Source organism: Pseudomonas sivasensis, from assembly GCF_013778505.1.
GTDB classification, from domain to species: domain Bacteria; phylum Pseudomonadota; class Gammaproteobacteria; order Pseudomonadales; family Pseudomonadaceae; genus Aquipseudomonas; species Aquipseudomonas sivasensis.
In genome coordinates, this window is record NZ_JAAOWU010000001.1 from 547,042 (window position 1) to 564,746 (window position 17,705).

Below are 17,705 nucleotides of genomic sequence, written 5' to 3' on the forward strand. Positions count from 1 at the left end.
GGTGGCGGTCTTCGCCACCCGAAGCTCCATCCCTTACGACCCCGTGCCACCCACGGTGATCGCATCAATTTTCAGGGTTGGCTGGCCGACACCGACCGGTACTGACTGCCCATCTTTCCCGCACACGCCGACGCCGCTGTCCAGCGCCAAGTCGTTGCCGACCATCGACACCTTGCTCATGGCTTCCGGGCCATTGCCAATCAACGTTGCCCCTTTGACCGGCGCGGTAATCTTGCCGTCTTCGATCAGGTACGCCTCGCTGGTGGAGAACACGAATTTGCCACTGGTGATATCCACCTGGCCGCCGCCGAGGTTGGCGCAGTAGATACCGCGTTTCACCGAGGCGATGATTTCCGCCGGATCGCTTTCGCCACCGAGCATGTAGGTGTTGGTCATGCGGGGCATCGGCAGGTGCGCGTAGGACTCACGGCGGCCATTACCGGTGCGCGCCACGCCCATCAGGCGGGCATTGAGTTTGTCTTGCATGTAACCCTTGAGCACACCATTTTCAATCAAGGTGGTGCACTCGGTAGGCGTGCCTTCGTCATCGACGCTCAGCGAACCACGGCGACCAGCCAAGGTTCCGTCATCGACAATGGTGCAGAGCTTGGACGCAACCATCTCGCCCATACGCCCGCTGTAGGCAGAGCTGCCCTTGCGGTTGAAGTCACCTTCCAGGCCGTGGCCCACGGCTTCGTGGAGCAATACCCCTGACCAGCCAGAACCCAGCACCACCGGCAGCGTACCCGCCGGGGCCGGAATAGCTTCCAGGTTCACCAACGCCTGGCGCAGCGCTTCACGGGCATAGCCCATCGCGCGGTCTTCAGTAAGGAAATAACGGTAGTCAGTACGCCCGCCGCCGCCATGCCCACCGCGCTCGCGGCGACCGTTCTGTTCGACGATCACACTGACATTGAAGCGCACCAAAGGCCGTACATCCGCCGCCAGGCCGCCGTCGGTGGATGCCACCAGGATGCGCTCCCACACACCGGCCATGCTCACGGTGACCTGCTGGATACGTGGATCCAAGGCGCGGGTAGCCGCGTCGATGCGCTTGAGCAAATCGACCTTTTCCGCCCGGCTGATCACTTCCAAAGGGTTGTCCGGCGCGTATAGCTGGGCAACGTCCTGAGTACTGAACGCTTGCACCGTGCCATTTTGGCCAGCCCGGGAGATAGAACGCGCTGCACGTGCGGCAAGACCCAAGGCCTCCAAAGTGATTGCGTTGCTGTAGGCAAAACCGGTCTTTTCACCGGATTGCGCGCGCACGCCGACACCTTGGTCGAGGTTGAAACTGCCTTCCTTGACGATGCCATCTTCCAGCGCCCAGGACTCGGAAATCTGGCCCTGGAAATACAGGTCAGCGGCGTCGATTCCTGGCCCGGCAAGATCACCCAACACGGTTTGCAAGCTTTCGATGGTCACGCCACCGGGTGCCAGGAGGTGTTCACTGACTGAGGACAACAACTCGCTCATAGGTTTGGCCTTAAATTCATCGTTCTGAAGCAGGCCGCTGCGCGCCCTGCGAGAAAAAGCGCCGATGGTTGACCACCGGCATGCGCGCCCGTATCGACGCCTGTTCACTGCTATCGCGCTCGGCCAGCAACACCGCTTCGCCTTGATCCTGTTGTTTCAGCACACGCCCCCACGGGTCGACAATCGCTGCATGACCATGGGTTTCCCGTGGTCCCGGATGCACGCCGCCCTGGGCCGCCGCCAGCACATAGCACTGGGTTTCGATGGCCCGTGCGCGTATCAGCACGTCCCAGTGCGCGGCACCGGTTACAGCGGTAAAGGCCGAGGGCGCAGTGATCAATTCAGCCCCCGCCGCCCGCAACTCGCTGTACAGCTCAGGAAAGCGAAGGTCGTAACACACCGTCAGGCCCAAACGGCCGACCGGTGTATCCGCCACCACCACGTTACTCCCGAAAGTATAGTCGTCGGACTCCCGATAGCGACCCCGGGCATCCGCCACATCCACGTCAAACAAATGCAGCTTGTCGTACCGAGCAACGATTTCGCCATGATCATCGATCAACAGCGAGCAGGCATTGGATTTGGAGTTCGGTTGGTCCTTGGGCGGCAACGGCAATGTGCCGGCCACTATCCATAAGGTGAGGTCGCGGGCGGTCTGTTTCAACCACGGCAGGATCGGACCTTCGCCCAGAGCCTCAGCCCGACCGATGTCCGCCACGTCGCGGCGGCCCATTGCGGCGAAGTTTTCCGGCAGCACCGCCAGCTTCGCGCCGCCCGCCGCCGCTTTTTCCAACAAACGCCGAGCCTGTGCCAGATTGGCCAACACATCGCTCTGGCTGACCATTTGAATTACCGCAAAGGACATGAGCCGACACTCCGTAATGGGCATGCACCAAAAAAAGAGAGCCCCATGCTACTCCGCAGGCCCTCAGTTTGGTTTTTCAAATGGCTTGTCGAAGGTGATTTTTGGATCCTTCCACGGTCCTTCCACCTTGTATTGGACGCTGGCAAAACGCGAAACCCGATCACCAATCAGCTTGTCGATCAGGAACAAAGCCCCACCAATGGCAGGTGCACCGACGATCAGTGCAGCGATCGGCAGGTTGTTGGTCACAGGCAACGTCACCAACAACTTGGCATCGACGCGGTCAGCTACCAAGTCCAAGGTACCGTTCAGTTCCAAGTTGCTCGACGGCCCGGTCATAGTGATCGGCTCCCGCGTGACGAACACACCGTTGCTCGCCGCCAACAGGCCTTTGACTCGGTCATAGCTCAAGCCTTTGCCGAGCAGGTCGGAGAAATCCAGCCGCAGGCGTCGCCCGATGGAGTTGAAGTTGAGCAGACCGAACACCCGCAGCGCCTGGGCGCCACCTTCTACTTCAACAAACTGACCTTTTCGGAACGCTGCATCCAGGCTACCGGAGAAGCGCTTTGGCCCGACCCACGCCGGCGAACCAGGCCAACGCCCATCCACATCCAGATGGAAGTCTTCGCTGGTTACAGTGGGTGCATAGCCCCAGCCCTTGAGTACATCGGCGATATTTTTACCGTCCAGGCGGCCTTTGTACCAACTGCTGCTGCCCCCTGGAGCGCCTTCCCATCCGCCAGCGCCTTTGAGCTGCATGCCCTTCAGGCCCAGGTCCAGATCGCTGAAAGCCAAGCCTTTAGTGGTTGGACGGATTTTTAGCGACCACGCGCCCAGCAGCTCTGGCCCCTGGAACAGTTGCGCAATGGCGATATCCAGAGCCGGAATATCTTTTGGGTCGATGCTGCCCAACGGGTCGGGGGCGTTTTCATCGGCCTGCACCGTCGGGTCCACCGCCGGTAGTTTTACGTATTGCAGGTTGACCCCAATCGGCGCGACCTTACTATCAGGCAAGGTCACACTGCCCTTGGCCTGCTGGCTGTCGAACTGCAAGCCCCAGGCAACGGGTTTTCGGTCCAACTGCAGATTGACCTGATCGAACTGAGTGCCTAAACCGGTGAGCTTGCCTATCTTGAAGTCGGCACCGCTTAGCAGTTGCTTGGCACTGCCACCCGGATCGTTGCCGGCATACTGGCTCACCAGTTTTTTCCACGGATCGATGTCGAGCTCCGAAAGCACCCCACGAATGCGCAAGCCTTTGGCCGCGGGCAGCACTGCATCGCCATCGCCGAGGAACAACTCGCCACGGCCATCATTGAATTTGTCCGGCGTCGCAGCAAAGGTAAAGTTGGCCAGCTCACCGTAATCAAACCAGTAGCGTCGTTCGGCGCCCTGCAAGGTCATGCGGAATACGCTGTCACGCCCCTGGCTCGCTGGCATGCCGAACGGTGCAGGCAAGTCCACCGCAACACCCTTGAGATTGGAGCTGACCATCAACTGGCTGTCGGCACCGTCCAGGTTGAGCTGCAACTGATACGGAATATCACCGGAAACCGGCAACGGCTGGCTGATTTTCAACCACTCTGTCAGCCGCTTGACCGTCACCTGGCCCCTGGCGGTTACACGGGTGCTGATATTGCCCGGTTTGCCATCGGCAAAGATTTGCGCGGAGATCGGCCGGTCAAACGCCTGGGCCGTGATGTTCTCGCCACTGAGGCCCTTGGCGCTGTCGAAGCGGAAATTGCCCTTGAGTTGAGTCAGGTCCAGGGGTGGTTCAGCCAGTTGCAGGCGTGCCTTGTCGGTCTGGAAATCCACTACGATCTTGGGCTCGATGCCTTTAACAAGCGGAACATCCAGGTCCAACTTGCCTTGCAGGTCGCCTTCGCCTTTCCAGCCGGTAAAGGTGGAAGCGGTACCAATTGGCGCTTCTTGAAGGATCTTCAGCCCATCCCCCAGGCCGCCGGCAAAACCACCTGTCAGCAGCAGGTGACTTTCCTTGCCGGACGGTGCGTGGGGAATATTGACGTACACGTCCTTGACCTTGGTATCCAACAACTGGCCCTTGCTGGCCAGGATGCGCACACCAGTCTCTTCGACAAACACCTCACCCTTGACCTTGCTCACATGAGGCCAGCCCGGCTGGAACGCTAACTCGGCGTCATGCACCTTGAAGAACAGGCTGATATTGCGCGAAGCCGGCAACGCGTCGTGATTCAACGAACCCTGATACTGGAAAAACCCTTGATCCACCGCCCCCTTGAGAATCGCCGTGCGCAGCCATTCATCAAGGGCCGGGCTCAGCACCGCAGGCAGGTACTTTGGAGTGAAACGCCCATCGCCGTCGACCATACCGACCCGCAGGTCCATGTAGTCTTCCTGGCTATGGTCGAAATGCAGGCGGATCAGGAAGTCCGCAGCGATCTTGCCTTCTTCTCCCAGCACCTTGATATACGGGGCTATGAGGGTGAAGCCTTCTTTATCCAGCTTCCAGGTCAGGCGCGCATTGGCCTGTAGATATTGCCAGGGCTTGGCGAAGATCGGATCGAGGTGCAGGGAAAAATCCTTGCTGTCCATGCGCAACTCGCCACCGCCCAAGTCGCCGCTGATACTGCCAGACACGTTTCGCGCGGCCGGTGCTCCGAAATAGGCGTCAAACCCGACCCGCTCAAGGTTGGCAGCAAAACTGACTTTTTGATCGGTCGTATCCTGAGGACGGAAATCCACCAGCACGTTGCGCAACAGGCCGATGGCCTTCAGATGCTCGACGGTCTTGGCGAAGCTTTCCGGCAGCGGCGCCAGAGCGTTCAGCAATGGCGTGATAGGGGTCAGGTCGAGGCGGTCAGCCTGCAACTTCCAGACTTCCTGGTCCTTATCGGTAGCCAGAGTCTGTTGCAATTGCAGGCGCGACTCCCAGCGAGTTTCACCCAGGTTCATCGCCAGGGAATCAAACAGCACCTTAAGTCCCGTATCACTGCGTTGCAGGTAAGCCGTGAGGGCCAGGTTTTCGATGAGCACTGGCTTGCGTTCTGCGTAGCGGCCTTTCACTTGTGGAGAGTTGAGGCGCACCACCGCGCTCTGCACAGTACCTTTGCCCCAGTTCAGCCAGAATTCACCGCCGGCTTTGAACTGCGTGAGTGTCCACTGCTGAGTCAGCTTGGCCGGAATCCACTTGGCCCAGTCGCTTTGCGGCAGGCTGAGATAGGCCTGAACCTCGGCATCCTTCCATTGGCTGGCGCGAATGCGGCTGCGCAGGCTGAGCGCCATAGGCTGCCCGTCTGGCAGGGTCAGGCGTGCGTCCAGACGTTGACGGGTGATGCCGGTGTGCAGACTCAGACCCACGTAGGTCAAGGTGACCGGTGCCTGATCGAACGGTTGCAAAGTGAGCTGGCTGTCGAGCAAGGACACGCGCTTTACCATCTGCATGCGCTTGAGCAATTGCTCCGGATCCAGCGGCTGCTCGTCCTGAACCGGCATGCCCTGAAGCGCCCAATGACCGTCCTTGTCTTCCTTGGCGCTCAGTTGCAGACCGCTGACCTGCAGGTGCGCGAGACGCACCTCACGCGCCATCAGGCTTTCCCAGATAGCCGGCACCACTTCGACCTGGTCAAGACGCAAGGCACTGCTGCCCTCGCCGACCATGACGTCATGGGCCAGCAACACCGGGGCAAAACCGCTCCAGCGCCCTTCCAGGCTGCCGATGTGCAGCGGCACGCCCAACGCCGCCTGGGCCTTGGCTTCGACTTCGGCACGGTATTCGGCTACCAGGGGGGTCAATTCACGACCCAAGCTCACATACACCGCCGCCAAAACCAGCAGCAAGGCGCACAGACCCAGGCCCCAGCGGGTCAAAGCGGCAAAAAAGCGTATCAGACGCTCCATGTCAGGCGACCCTCAAGGCAGTAGGCGGACGGCAGATCAAGGTCTGCCGGTCTCGAAGAAAGAACGCGAATGGGGATCAGAGCAGCACCACGTCGTATTGTTCCTGGGAATACATGGTTTCAACCTGGAAACGAATCGTGCGCCCAATAAATCCTTCCAGCTCGGCAACGTTGCCGGACTCTTCGTCCAGCAGCCGGTCGACCACTTTCTGATTGGCAAGCACTCTATAACCTTCGGCCTGATAGGCCCTCGCCTCTCGTAAGATTTCCCGGAAAATCTCGTAGCAAACCGTTTCGGGGGTCTTTAACTTACCCCGTCCCTGGCAACTGCTGCACGGTTCGCATAGCACCTGCTCAAGGCTTTCACGGGTGCGCTTGCGCGTCATCTGCACGAGGCCCAGCTCGGTAATACCGATGATATTGGTCTTGGCGTGATCGCGCTCGAGCTGCTTCTCCAGGGTGCGCAGCACCTGACGCTGGTGGTCTTCATCTTCCATGTCGATAAAGTCGATGATGATGATGCCGCCCAGGTTGCGCAGGCGCAGTTGGCGCGCAATCGCAGTAGCGGCCTCAAGGTTGGTCTTGAAGATGGTCTCTTCGAGATTGCGATGGCCAACGAAAGCGCCAGTGTTGACGTCAATGGTGGTCATAGCTTCCGCCGGGTCCACCACGAGATAGCCCCCGGACTTGAGCGGGACCTTGCGCTCCAGGGCCTTCTGGATTTCGTCTTCGACGCCATACAGGTCGAAGATCGGCCGCTCGCCAGGGTAGTGTTCCAAGCGGTCAGCAATTTCCGGCATCAACTCGGCAACAAATTGCGTGGTTCGCTGGAAGGTTTCCCGCGAGTCGATACGAATTTTCTCGATCTTGGGGCTGACCAGGTCGCGCAACGTGCGCAGCGCCAGGCCCAGGTCTTCATAGATGACGCTTGGCGCACCGATGGTTTTGATCTGTGCGCCGATCTGATCCCACAGACGCCGGAGGTAGCGAATGTCCATAAGGATTTCATCGGCACCCGCGCCTTCAGCGGCAGTACGCAGAATAAAACCGCCCGCCTCTTTGATGCCTTCGGCGGCCACGCAGTCGCTGACCACCTTTTTCAGGCGCTCGCGCTCAGCCTCATCTTCGATCTTCAGCGAAATGCCGACGTGGGCAGTACGCGGCATGTACACCAGGTAACGCGACGGAATCGACAGCTGGGTGGTCAGGCGTGCGCCCTTGGAACCGATGGGGTCCTTGGTGACTTGCACCACCAGGCTCTGCCCTTCATGTACCAGGGCGCTGATGCTTTCTACCGCTGGCCCTTCACGCAGGGAAATTTCCGAAGCGTGGATAAACGCAGCGCGGTCCAGGCCTATGTCGACAAAAGCCGCCTGCATGCCCGGCAACACCCGCACTACTTTGCCTTTATAGATATTGCCCACGATCCCGCGTTTCTGGGTGCGCTCAACGTGCACTTCTTGCAGAACACCGTTCTCTACCACCGCCACGCGCGATTCCATCGGCGTGATATTGATCAGAATCTCTTCACTCATGGCTGGGTCTCGTTCAGGCGTTTTCACAATAGTGACCGATCGCTTAAGGCTGGGCGCTGATGCAAGGCGTTTAGCGCACGGTAAGGTTTTGCCAACAGGGTATGCCGAATTGGTCGAGCAGTTGCGCGGTTTCGCACACCGGCAGCCCTACTACGGCGGAATAACTGCCATTGAGGCCCGCGACAAACACCGAGCCAAGCCCTTGAATAGCATAGCCGCCCGCCTTGTCCTGGGGTTCGCCACTGTGCCAGTAGGCTGTCGCTTGTTCGACAGTGATCCCACAAAAACGTACACGACTGCTTACACATTGGGTTTCGCAGCGCTGGCCGTCGGTGAGCGCGATGGCGGTGAGCACTTCATGCTCACGTCCAGACAAGGCCATCAACATCGCCAGGGCATCGGCCTGGTCTACCGGCTTACCGAGGATCTGACCGTCCACGATCACTGCCGTGTCGGCACCCAGCACACAAGCACCCAATGGATGATCAAGCGCAGCAAATCCGGCCAACGCCTTGCCGCGCGCAAGACGCTCGACGTAGGCAACAGCTGATTCATTGGTAAGAGGAGTTTCATCGATAGCGGCGCTGACCACGGTGAAAGGCACACCGATCTGGGTCAGCAATTCACGCCGTCTTGGGGAGCCCGAGGCCAGATAAAGCGAATTCATTGCAGACTCTCCCTGTGGGGTTCGATAACCAGGCAGAGCCTCGCAATCCATTCAATTGATTTTATAGCGTCGACGTAACCCACGCAGACCGAAACTGATCCAGGGCCACAACAGCGCACTGACCAAAGCTGGCAACACCAGCGCCAGGGTAGGCTGACGGTTACCGGTCAAGGCACTGAGCCACAGTTGTACCAACTGCGCCAGGCCGAAGATCACCAGAATCACCAGGCACTGCTGCCACATCGGGAACATGCGCAAACGCTGCTGCAACGACAGCACCAGAAAGGTGATGAGGGTCAGGATCAACGCGTTCTGGCCCAGCAAGGTGCCATATAGCACATCTTCCGCCAAGCCCAGGAACATGGCTGTGACCATGCCCACTTTATGCGGCAGGTTCAGTGACCAGAAGGCCAGCAGCAATGCCAGCCAGAGGGGTCGCAAGATTTCCATGAATTGCGGCAGCGGTGAAACGCTGAGCAGCAGTCCAATGGCGAACGTCAACCAAACGATCCAGCCATTGCTCGAATGAGTACTGGCCATTATTCCTCCCTCTGCCGCGTGGTAGCCGCAGCTGCGGCTGGAGGCTTCGTAGCGGGCGTCGTGGTGGCAGGCGTGCTGACCGGCGGTTTCGCTGCGGCCGGTTTCACCGGATGCGCGTTATGGGCCGCGGGCTTGACCGGCGTGGCCACGGGCGCTGCAACTGCTGGAGTTGCCGCCGGAACAACGGGAGTCGCCGCTGCGGGCTTGGGTACGGTCGCGGGAATCACCGGCGCCGTGCCGTTTTTCTTGTCCTCCGCTTCCTGGGCCTGGGCGGCGTCGTTGGCGCGCTCTTCCGGGGTGCGGTTATCGCTGAACACCAGCAGCAGGTAGCGGCTGCGGTTCAAGGCGGCAGTGGGCACGGCGCGTACAATGGCGAAGGGCTGACCGGAATCGTGGATCACTTCCTTAACTGTCGCTACCGGGTAACCCGCCGGGAACCGCTGACCCAGACCGGAGCTGACCAACAGGTCGCCTTCCTTGATGTCGGCGGTGTCGGCGACGTGACGCAGTTCCAGGCGCTCGGGGTTGCCGGTGCCACTGGCAATCGCGCGCAAGCCGTTACGGTTCACTTGCACCGGAATGCTGTGGGTCGTGTCCGTCAGCAGCAGAACCCGCGATGTGTAGGGCATCAGCTCTACTACTTGCCCCATGAGGCCACGGGCATCCAGTACCGGCTGCCCGAGGACCACACCGTCGCGCTCACCCTTGTTGATGATGATGCGGTGAGTAAAGGGATTCGGGTCCATGCCGATCAACTCGGCCACTTCGACCTTCTCGTTGACCAGTGCCGAAGAATTGAGCAGCTCGCGCAGCCGAACGTTCTGCTCCGTGAGGGCCGCGAGCTTTTGCATGCGCCCCTGCAAAAGCAGGTTTTCAGTCTTGAGTTTTTCGTTTTCGGCGACGAGCTCGGTGCGGCTGCCAAATTGGCTGGACACGCCCTGGAACAGACGTTGCGGCAGGTCGGTGATCCAGTAAGTCTGCATCAACACCAGCGACATCTGGCTACGCACCGGCTTGAGCAGTGAGAAGCGGGCATCGACCACCATCAGCGCGACCGAAAGCACGACCAGCACCAATAAGCGCACGCCCAATGAGGGGCCTTTGGCGAAAAGCAGTTTAATAAGCCGCTCCTCCCAGGCAAATGTTCTCTTTATTCATACGGCATCTAACCGGCCTGGATGCAGATTGAAGAAGATAAACGCCGACAGGCAGCACTGAGAAGTGCTGCCTGCGGGCGAAACATGGCGCAACCAACGAGCTTATTCGCTGGAAAGCAGGTCCATGGTGTGTTTATCCATCATTTCCAGTGCACGACCACCGCCACGCGCAACGCAGGTCAGCGGGTCTTCGGCGACGATCACCGGCAGGCCGGTTTCCTGGGCCAGCAACTTGTCGAGGTCACGCAACAGGGCGCCACCACCGGTCAGCACCAGGCCTCGCTCGGCGATATCGGAAGCCAGCTCCGGCGGCGATTGCTCCAGGGCGCTCTTCACAGCCTGAACGATGGTGGCCAGGGACTCTTGCAGAGCTTCCAGCACTTCATTGGAGTTCAGGGTGAAAGCACGTGGAACGCCTTCGGCCAGGTTGCGACCGCGAACATCGACTTCGCGAACTTCGCCGCCCGGGTAAGCGGTACCGATTTCCTGCTTGATGCGCTCGGCGGTGGATTCGCCGATCAGGCTGCCGTAGTTACGACGAACGTAAGTGATGATCGCTTCGTCGAAACGGTCGCCGCCTACGCGTACGGATTCGGCATACACCACACCGTTCAGGGAAATCAGGGCGATCTCGGTAGTACCACCACCGATATCCACCACCATCGAACCGCGAGCTTCTTCAACCGGCAGGCCGGCACCGATCGCAGCAGCCATTGGCTCTTCGATCAGGAATACTTCGCGGGCACCGGCGCCAAGGGCCGATTCACGGATGGCACGACGCTCAACCTGGGTGGACTTGCATGGAACGCAGATCAGCACACGAGGGCTGGGCTGCAGGAAACTGTTTTCGTGAACCTTGTTGATGAAGTACTGCAGCATCTTCTCGCAGACACTGAAGTCGGCGATCACGCCGTCTTTCATCGGACGAATGGCAGCAATATTGCCTGGTGTACGGCCGAGCATGCGCTTGGCCTCGGTGCCAACGGCAACGACACTTTTCTGATTACCATGGGTCCGAATGGCCACAACCGATGGCTCATTCAGAACGATACCGCGCTCGCGCACGTAAATAAGGGTGTTGGCAGTGCCCAGGTCAATGGAAAGATCGCTGGAAAACATGCCACGCAGTTTCTTGAACATGGGGAAAGGACCCTAGGCAACGCGTGGGTAAAAAAGTGCGGCAAACTCTAACAACGACAGGGATTTTGGGCAAGGCGCCAATGTGCTAAATTGGCCGACTTTCTGTGCACCAACCCCCACAATCGCGGCCTTATGACCGTAGAAATGCGGTAGTGTTCCGACAATCTAACACACGGACAGCCTCCGTTCTGTTTTCCACAGGAGATTCCCATGGCGCTTGAACGCTCCGACGTGGAAAAAATCGCGCATCTGGCCTCGCTTGGCCTCAATGACGCCGATCTTCCACAGACCACCGCAGCCCTGAACAGCATTCTCGGGCTGGTTGACCAAATGCAGGCCGTAAACACCGACGGCATCGAGCCCCTGGCTCACCCGCTGGAAGCGAGCCAGCGCCTGCGCGCAGACGTCGTGACCGAGCGCAATAATCGCGAGGCCTACCAGTCCATCGCGCCAGCGGTCGAAAACGGCCTGTACCTGGTTCCGAAAGTCATCGACTAAAGGGAAAGAGCCTGCAATGCATCACATGACTCTGGCCGAGATCGCCCGCGGTCTCGCCGACAAAACGTTTTCTTCCGAAGAGCTGACCAAGACCTTGCTGGCGCGTATCGCCGAGCTCGATCCCAAGGTCAACAGCTTCATCAGCATCACCGAAGAGCTGGCCCTGAGCCAGGCCAAGGCCGCCGACGTACGTCGCGCCAACGGTGAAAATGGCGCGCTGCTGGGCGCACCTATCGCCCACAAAGACCTGTTCTGCACCCAGGGTATTCGCACCAGTTGCGGCTCGAAGATGCTCGACAACTTTAAAGCGCCCTACGACGCCACCGTGGTATCCAAGCTGGCCGCTGCTGGGGCCGTGACCCTGGGCAAAACCAACATGGACGAATTCGCCATGGGTTCGGCCAACGAGTCGAGCTACTACGGCGCGGTGAAAAACCCGTGGAACCTGGAACACGTGCCGGGCGGTTCGTCCGGTGGTTCCGCCGCCGCCGTTGCCGCGCGCCTCCTCCCAGCCGCCACGGCCACTGACACCGGCGGCTCCATTCGCCAACCAGCCGCCTTCACCAACCTCACCGGTTTGAAGCCGACTTACGGTCGCGTTTCCCGTTGGGGCATGATCGCCTACGCATCCAGCCTCGATCAGGGCGGCCCTCTGGCCCGCACCGCCGAAGACTGCGCGATTTTGTTACAAGGCATGGCTGGCTTTGATCCGCAGGACTCCACAAGCATCGATGAGCCAGTCCCGGACTACAGCAGCAGCCTGAATACCTCGCTCAAAGGCCTGCGCATCGGCGTGCCGAAGGAATACTTCAGCGCCGGTCTCGACCCGCGTATCGCCGAATTGGTGCACAACAGCGTCAAGACGCTGGAAGGCCTGGGCGCCGTGATCAAGGAAATCAGCCTGCCGAACAACCAGCACGCCATTCCTGCGTACTACGTGATCGCGCCGGCGGAAGCTTCGTCCAACCTGTCGCGTTTCGACGGCGTGCGCTTCGGCTACCGCTGCGAAAACCCGAAGGACCTGACCGATCTGTACAAACGCTCCCGTGGCGAAGGTTTCGGCGCCGAAGTTCAACGCCGCATTATGGTCGGTGCCTACGCCCTGTCGGCCGGCTACTACGACGCGTACTACCTCAAGGCGCAAAAAATCCGTCGCCTGATCAAGAACGACTTCATGGCTGCCTTTGAAGAAGTCGACGTGATCCTTGGCCCAACCACGCCGAACCCGGCCTGGAAGATCGGCGCCAAGACCGGCGAACCGATTGCCGAGTACCTGGAAGACCTCTACACCATCACCGCCAACCTCGCGGGCTTGCCGGGCTTGTCCATGCCCGCCGGCTTCGTCGATGGCCTGCCGGTGGGCGTGCAACTGCTCGCGCCGTACTTCCAAGAAGGCCGCCTGCTCAATGTGGCGCACCAGTACCAGTTGAACACCGACTGGCACACTCGCACCCCTAACGGCTTCTGAGGAGAACACTATGCAATGGGAAGTTGTGATCGGGCTGGAGATTCATACCCAGCTCGCCACCCAATCGAAGATTTTCTCCGGTAGCGCCACCACGTTCGGCTCCGAGCCCAACACCCAGGCGAGCCTGGTAGACCTGGGCATGCCCGGCGTATTGCCGGTGCTGAACCAGGAAGCGGTACGCATGGCGGTGATGTTCGGCCTGGCGATTGACGCCGAGATCGGTCAGCACAACGTGTTCGCGCGCAAAAACTACTTCTACCCGGACCTGCCCAAGGGCTACCAGATCAGCCAGATGGAACTGCCAATTGTCGGCAAGGGCTACCTGGACATCCCGTTGGAAGACGGCACCATCAAGCGTGTCGGCGTGACCCGTGCGCACCTTGAAGAAGACGCTGGCAAGAGCCTGCATGAAGAATTCAACGGCGCCACCGGGATCGACCTGAACCGCGCCGGCACTCCGCTACTGGAGATCGTGTCCGAGCCGGACATGCGCAACGCCAAGGAAGCCGTGGCCTACGTCAAGACCATCCACGCGCTGGTCCGCTACCTGGGCATCTGCGACGGCAACATGGCAGAAGGCTCACTGCGCTGTGACTGCAACGTGTCGGTGCGGCCAAAAGGCCAGGCCGAGTACGGCACCCGCTGCGAGATCAAGAACGTCAACTCGTTCCGCTTTATCGAGAAGGCGATCAACACCGAAGTACGTCGCCAGATCGAACTGATCGAAGACGGCGGCAAGGTGATCCAGCAGACCCGCCTGTACGACCCGAACAAAGACGAAACCCGCGCCATGCGCAGCAAAGAGGAAGCCAACGACTACCGTTACTTCCCCGATCCGGACCTGTTGCCGGTGGTGCTTGAGGATTCGTTCCTCAATGACATCCGCGCAACCCTGCCGGAATTGCCTCCGCAAAAACGCGAGCGCTTCCAGGAGCAGTTCGGCCTGTCGGTCTACGATGCCAGCGTATTGGCGTCCAGCCGCGAGCAAGCCGACTACTTCGAAAAAGTCGTGAGCATTGCCGGTGACGCCAAGCTGGCGGCCAACTGGGTGATGGTTGAGCTGGGCAGCCTGCTGAACAAGCAGGGCCTGGAAATCGACGAAGCCCCGGTGACCGCTGAGCAGTTGGGCGGCATGCTGCTGCGCATCAAGGACAACACCATCTCCGGCAAAATCGCCAAGACCGTGTTTGAAGCCATGGCGAGCGGTGAAGGCAGCGCCGACGAGATCATCGAGAAGCGCGGCCTGAAGCAAGTCACCGACAGCGGCGCAATCTCGGCGGTGCTGGATGAGATGCTGGCGGCCAACGCCGAACAGGTCGAGCAATACCGAGCGGCAGACGAAGCCAAGCGCGGCAAGATGTTCGGCTTCTTTGTCGGCCAGGCCATGAAAGCCTCCAAAGGCAAGGCCAACCCGCAACAGGTGAACGAACTGCTGAAAAGCAAGCTCGAAGGCTGAATGCGATGAATGGTCCGGGTGAGAATTCACGCTTAACTCGGACCCGCGGTGGGAGGGGGCTTGCCCCCGATGGCGGAGTGTCAGTCATTAATGTTTTGACTGAATCACCGCTATCGGCGACGAGCCCCCTCCCATATTTGTGATGGGGGCACCTTGATAATGAAGCGTCTATTAGGCCTATGCGCCCTGTTTTCACTACTGGCCGGCTGCGCCAGCGGCCTCATCAACCCCAACGGCTACGACGAAACCGGCACCGCCTCCTATTACGGCGCCCGGCACCATGGCAAGAAAACAGCCAGCGGTGAACCTTTCAACCAGAACGCCCTGACCGCCGCCCACCGGCAATTGCCCTTCGGCACCCAGGTCAAGGTTACTAATCTCGACAACGACAAATCCGTCGTTGTGCGCATCAATGATCGCGGCCCGCATACCCGCGGGCGCTTGATTGATCTTTCACGCAAGGCTGCCGAGCAACTGGGTATGCTGAGCAGCGGCACTGCACGGGTTCGCGTGCAAGCCCTGAGCAACTGAAGACGGAGCCCTGGCCATTTTCGGATTAACCGCCCTCTCGCCCTGGAGCCTGCTCGAACTGATCAGCGGGCTTGTGCTGCTGATCATCGGCGCCGAAATCCTGGTGCGCGCCGCGGTGCGCCTGGCGGCCAGCCTCAAAGTGCGACCGTTAATCATCGGCCTGACGATCGTGGCCTTCGGCAGCAGCGCGCCACAGATGACCGTCAGCCTGCAGGCCACCCTGGCCGGCAATACCGACATCGCCGTGGGCAGCGTAATCGGCAGCAGCATCTTCAACATCCTGGTGACCCTTGGCCTGTCGGCGCTGATCATCCCCTTGCGAGTCTCGCGTCAGTTGGTACGCCTGGATATACCGGTAATGATCCTCGCCGGCCTGCTGGTGTTTACCCTTGCAGCCAATGAAGAACTGACGCCGCTCGATGGTCTTCTGCTGCTGATTGCTTTGATGGCCTACCTTGGCGTGCTGCACTACCAGACCCGACACTCGCGGCGTCCACGCACGCTGGACACCTTGACCCAGGCGCCCTGGCTGAGCAGCGTATTGCTGATGCTCGGCGGTTTTCTGATCCTGGTGCTAGCCGGCCACCTGCTGCTCGGTGCGGCGGTGGACGTGGCCAGCGACCTGGGTTTGTCGGAACGCATCATCGGCCTGACGCTTATCGGCGTCGGTACCTCGCTGCCGTGCCTCGCGACCTCACTGATTGCCGCCCTGCGCGGCCAGCGAGAAATTGCCGTGGGTAACGTGATCGGCAGCAACCTGTTCAACCTGCTGGGCGTGTTGGGTCTAACCGCGCTGCTGGCGCCATCGCCACTGTCGGTGTCGCCCAACGCCCTGGATTTCGACCTGCCGGTGATGCTCGGCGTGGTGGTGCTGTGCCTGCCGGTGTTTTATACCGGCTACCGCGTCACCCGCGCCGAAGGTCTGGTATTGCTGGGCCTGTACCTGGCGTATGGGCTGCACGTGATGTCGTTTACCACCGGCATGCCCCTGGCCAACAAGCTTGAACAATTGATGCTGTATTACGTCCTGCCAGCGCTGGTGGTGATCCTGCTATTCACCTCGCTGCGCGCCTGGCGCCGCCAACACAAGAGGGAATCGAAATGACCGATCAGAAAAAGCCCGGGGTTGAGATGCGTCGCCAGGTCATGGGCGATGTATTCGTCGACCGCGCCCTGGGCAACGCCACCGACTTCACCCAGCCGCTGCAGGATTTCGTCAATGAACATGCGTGGGGCAGTGTGTGGAACCGCGAAGGTTTGCCGCTGAAGACGCGCAGCCTGATCACCCTCGCCGCCCTCACCGCGCTCAAGTGCCCACAGGAGCTCAAAGGCCACGTGCGTGGCGCGTTGAACAACGGCTGTACTGTGGAGGAAATTCGCGAAGCGCTGCTGCATTGCGCGGTGTATGCCGGTGTACCGGCTGCGATTGATGCGTTCCGCGCGGCCCAGGAAGTGATCGACAGCTTCCAGAAGGAAGGCTAGATCCAGCCACCCGCCTGCAATACGAAAATCCCAATATTCGTGGTCACTGCCGCCATCAGCGTAGTGATCACGATAATCGCCGCCGCCAGCTCATGATTCCCCTCGGCCGCCCTGGCCATCACGAAACTTGCAGCGGCCGTCGGCGCGCCGAAGTACAGGAACAGAATCCCCAACTCCGGACCGCGAAAGCCCAGCAGCCACGCGCCCAAGGTCGCGACAACCGGCAGCCAGACCATCTTCATCAAGCTCGCGCTCAGCGCCATGTTGCCGCTCTTGCGCAACGCCGCGAGTGACAAAGTGCCGCCAATGCAAATCAAGGCCAGCGGCAAGGTGGTATCCGCCAGGTACTGCATGGATTTTTCCAGCCAGCCCGGCAGGCCAATCTGAAAAAACGCGAACGGCGCCGCCACGATGACGCTGATGATCAGCGGGTTGGCCACCACACTTTTACAGATACTCCACGGGTCGGACTTGATCACCGGACTGTACACCGCCAGCACGATGGTCGACAGGGTGTTGTAGAACAGGATGACCAGCGCCGCGAGAATCGCGCCGAGGGAAATGCCGTAGTCGCCGTACATGCTGGCGGCCAGGGCCAGGCCGATCACCCCGTTATTGCCGCGAAACGCGCCCTGGGTGTAGATGCCCCGGTCTTCACGCTTGCAGCGAAAAATCGCCCAGCCCCAGGCCAGGGCAAAGCTCGCCAGCGTGGCGACGGCAAAATAGATCAGCAAACCCGGCTTGAGCGCCGAGTGCAGGTCGGCATGCAGAATGCCCAGGAACAGCAACGCCGGCATGGTGACGTTGAACACCAGGGACGAAGCCGTGTGGATAAAGTTGTCGTTGATCCAGTTGATGCGCTTGAGCAGCACACCCAGGAACAGCATGGCAAATACCGGCGCGGTGATGGTGAGGGTGGTGAGGAAGATAGCCAGCATGCCGGGGAGAACCTTGGTGAGCGTCGTTAGGTGGCTAATGATAAGCCATACAGCCCAACGGCGCCCGGTAGACC

General features: G+C 60.1%; 15 protein-coding genes. 6 read left to right on the plus strand and 9 right to left on the minus strand.

Going from position 1 to position 17,705, the window contains the following annotated elements:
* Window positions 1-33: 33 nt before the first annotated feature.
* The 8 genes from tldD to mreB form a co-directional block, all read right to left on the minus strand.
* Window positions 34-1,476 carry a metalloprotease TldD gene (tldD, locus tag G9Q84_RS02465; protein WP_032886267.1) on the minus strand — a complete coding sequence of 481 codons (1,443 nt, stop codon included), beginning with the start codon at window positions 1,474-1,476 and terminating at the stop codon, window positions 34-36.
* 16 nt (window positions 1,477-1,492) lie between these two features.
* On the minus strand, window positions 1,493-2,341 hold the full coding sequence (locus G9Q84_RS02470) for a carbon-nitrogen hydrolase family protein (protein WP_181642840.1): 849 nt from the start codon (window positions 2,339-2,341) through the stop codon (window positions 1,493-1,495).
* Window positions 2,342-2,404: 63 nt separating this feature from the next.
* On the minus strand, window positions 2,405-6,220 hold the full coding sequence (locus G9Q84_RS02475) for a YhdP family protein (RefSeq protein ID WP_181642841.1): 3,816 nt from the start codon (window positions 6,218-6,220) through the stop codon (window positions 2,405-2,407).
* A 76-nt stretch (window positions 6,221-6,296) separates the two neighbouring features.
* The gene (gene rng / locus G9Q84_RS02480; RefSeq protein WP_032886264.1) at window positions 6,297-7,754 is read right to left on the minus strand and encodes a ribonuclease G; all 1,458 of its coding nucleotides are present in this window, start codon (window positions 7,752-7,754) and stop codon (window positions 6,297-6,299) included.
* 70 nt (window positions 7,755-7,824) lie between these two features.
* The gene (locus G9Q84_RS02485) at window positions 7,825-8,421 is read right to left on the minus strand and encodes a Maf family protein (RefSeq protein WP_032886263.1); all 597 of its coding nucleotides are present in this window, start codon (window positions 8,419-8,421) and stop codon (window positions 7,825-7,827) included.
* 51 nt (window positions 8,422-8,472) lie between these two features.
* On the minus strand, window positions 8,473-8,961 hold the full coding sequence (gene mreD, locus G9Q84_RS02490) for a rod shape-determining protein MreD (protein WP_032886262.1): 489 nt from the start codon (window positions 8,959-8,961) through the stop codon (window positions 8,473-8,475).
* Window positions 8,961-10,076 (minus strand): rod shape-determining protein MreC, encoded by a 1,116-nt coding sequence (gene mreC / locus G9Q84_RS02495; protein ID WP_181642899.1) that lies wholly within the window; start codon window positions 10,074-10,076, stop codon window positions 8,961-8,963. Before mreC ends, mreD begins: the two co-directional genes overlap by 1 nt.
* A 144-nt stretch (window positions 10,077-10,220) precedes the next feature.
* On the minus strand, window positions 10,221-11,258 hold the full coding sequence (mreB, locus tag G9Q84_RS02500; protein WP_002555108.1) for a rod shape-determining protein MreB: 1,038 nt from the start codon (window positions 11,256-11,258) through the stop codon (window positions 10,221-10,223).
* Between the two features lie 210 nt (window positions 11,259-11,468).
* Between mreB and gatC the strand changes: the two genes are divergently transcribed.
* The 6 genes from gatC (at window position 11,469) to G9Q84_RS02530 (ending at window position 16,693) form a co-directional block, all read left to right on the plus strand.
* A complete protein-coding gene (gene gatC, locus G9Q84_RS02505) occupies window positions 11,469-11,756 on the plus strand; it encodes an Asp-tRNA(Asn)/Glu-tRNA(Gln) amidotransferase subunit GatC (protein WP_003188556.1) in 288 nt (95 codons plus the stop codon).
* Window positions 11,757-11,772: 16 nt separating this feature from the next.
* Entirely contained in the window at window positions 11,773-13,224 is a 1,452-nt protein-coding gene (gatA, locus tag G9Q84_RS02510; RefSeq protein ID WP_181642842.1) for an Asp-tRNA(Asn)/Glu-tRNA(Gln) amidotransferase subunit GatA, read from the plus strand.
* Between the two features lie 10 nt (window positions 13,225-13,234).
* Window positions 13,235-14,680, plus strand: coding sequence for an Asp-tRNA(Asn)/Glu-tRNA(Gln) amidotransferase subunit GatB (gene gatB / locus G9Q84_RS02515; RefSeq protein ID WP_181642843.1), 1,446 nt, complete (start codon window positions 13,235-13,237; stop codon window positions 14,678-14,680).
* A gap of 159 nt (window positions 14,681-14,839) precedes the next feature.
* Window positions 14,840-15,211, plus strand: coding sequence for a septal ring lytic transglycosylase RlpA family protein (locus tag G9Q84_RS02520; protein ID WP_032886258.1), 372 nt, complete (start codon window positions 14,840-14,842; stop codon window positions 15,209-15,211).
* A 58-nt stretch (window positions 15,212-15,269) separates the two neighbouring features.
* Window positions 15,270-16,316, plus strand: a complete 1,047-nt coding sequence (locus G9Q84_RS02525) for a calcium/sodium antiporter (protein WP_181642900.1) — start codon at window positions 15,270-15,272, stop codon at window positions 16,314-16,316.
* Complete coding sequence (locus G9Q84_RS02530; protein ID WP_181642844.1) at window positions 16,313-16,693, plus strand: carboxymuconolactone decarboxylase family protein; 381 nt, start codon at window positions 16,313-16,315, stop codon at window positions 16,691-16,693. Before G9Q84_RS02525 ends, G9Q84_RS02530 begins: the two co-directional genes overlap by 4 nt.
* On the opposite strand, the gene G9Q84_RS02535 is transcribed toward G9Q84_RS02530, so the two are convergent.
* Complete coding sequence (locus tag G9Q84_RS02535; RefSeq protein WP_032886255.1) at window positions 16,690-17,631, minus strand: AEC family transporter; 942 nt, start codon at window positions 17,629-17,631, stop codon at window positions 16,690-16,692. The genes G9Q84_RS02530 and G9Q84_RS02535 overlap by 4 nt on opposite strands.
* Between the last annotated feature and the right edge of the window lie 74 nt (window positions 17,632-17,705).